The organism is Dactylosporangium sp. NPDC005572 (genome assembly GCF_040605515.1).
Classification (GTDB): Bacteria; Actinomycetota; Actinomycetes; order Mycobacteriales; family Micromonosporaceae; genus Dactylosporangium.
This window is the reverse complement of record NZ_JBEXCY010000466.1, coordinates 1-1,522: the sequence shown is the minus strand read 5'-3', so window position 1 is coordinate 1,522 and position 1,522 is coordinate 1. Positions and strand designations below refer to the sequence as shown.

The 1,522-nt window shown below is 66.1% G+C and carries 1 protein-coding gene; it reads right to left on the bottom strand.

Translation table 11 applies throughout. The annotated features are described in order from the left end of the window. Positions 1-34: 34 nt before the first annotated feature. On the bottom strand, positions 35-1,402 hold the full coding sequence (locus ABZS66_RS61690; RefSeq protein WP_354774290.1) for an IS4 family transposase: 1,368 nt from the start codon (positions 1,400-1,402) through the stop codon (positions 35-37). Positions 1,403-1,522 lie beyond the last annotated feature (120 nt).

The following is a 1,522-nucleotide window of genomic DNA, read 5'->3' as shown; positions in this document are numbered from 1 at the left end:
GCAACGCCGTTCAGTTAGGCCGGTGAGTGGGTTGTCAAGGTTCGTCGGTGAGGATGTCGATGCTGGTGGTGGCTTTGTAGGTGTGTCGGTCGATGTTTGGGCCGCGGGCTTGGTATTTGGAGTTTGATCGTTTGATCATGCGGGTTTTGGTCCGGATGCGGCGGTCGGGCAGTAGGTTCGCCAGGATGTGTGTGCCGATGACGCCGACGAGGTCGATGACGGTGTCGGCGATGACTCCGGCGGCCTGGACGATCTGGTCACGTGCGGCGTTGAGGGCGGTGCTGAAGCTGGCCCGGTCGGGGTCGAGGCCGGGCCGGCTGTCGGTGGCGTCGACCATGGCGGTGCGTAACAGCTGGTAGACGATCAGCAGGGCGTGGATTTCCTGGTCGATGCCGTCGGGGGTGCGGGCTCGCAGGACCCGCCCGCCGAGGATGGTCGATTTCAGTTCGAGGTAGGCGGTTTCGATCTCCCAGCGCTGGTGGTAGAGCCGGGCAAGATCGGCGGCTGGGTAGCGGCGGGTGTCGAGCAGGGTGGTGATCAGCCGGTAGTCGCCGGTGCGGCTGCCGTTGCTGGTGGTGATGCTGATGCGGGCCTCGACGACCCGGATCGGCAGGCCGCCGATGACCGACAGCCAGGATCCGTCCCGATAGCGGCGGATCATCGGGAGTTTCCGTCCGGTCTTGCAGCGGATCAGCAGGTCGGCTCCGGTCACGGTGAAGGCTTTGATCAGGCCGGCGGCGGCGTAGTTGCGGTCGGCCAGCAGCAGCATCCCGGCACGCAGGCTGCGGGCCAGCTGTCCGGCTTGGGCGAGTTCACCGGTGGTGATCGGGTCGAACACCGCGTCGAGCACCGACCGGGTGCCGCAAGCGAGCAACGCGCTGAGCCGCAGTGTGGGGTAGCCGGAGCCGCCGTGGTTCCCGCGTTGTTTGCCGTAGCGGTGCAGGTTGGCCGCCGAGTCCGCGATGGTGAGGATGGTGCCGTCGATGACGACCGGTAGCAGGCCCCGCCACCACACCGCAGCGACGGCGCTGGTCGCGGCTGGGCCGCGAAGCAGGTCGAACAAGGCCCGCAGCGGCGACGTGCCGAGTCGCTGCCGGGCCTGCCGCAGCGCACTACCGGTCGGGTCAGCGACCGCCAGCCCGCCCAGCCCACGCAGCCCGGCAACGAGTTTCGACCACACCTGCCGATAACCGAGATCGGCGAACAGACACCCGGCCAGCAGCAGATACACCACAACCCGAGCAGGCAGCACACGAACCCGCTGCTGCGTACGACCGGTCGTGGTCAGGACGTCATCGATCATCTCGAACGGCAGCAGACGCGTCAGCTCACCGAGATGACCCGCCGCGAACGGCCCCGCAGCTACCGTGACGGTACGGGATATGGCAATCTGATCAGCCAAGCGGAGTTCCTGGTTCGGGTTGTCTTGGAGTGACAAACCTTGATACCGGAACTCCGCTTCTCACATCACGATCAACACACCCCTTGACCAGCCACACCCACACCTAACTGAACGGCATTG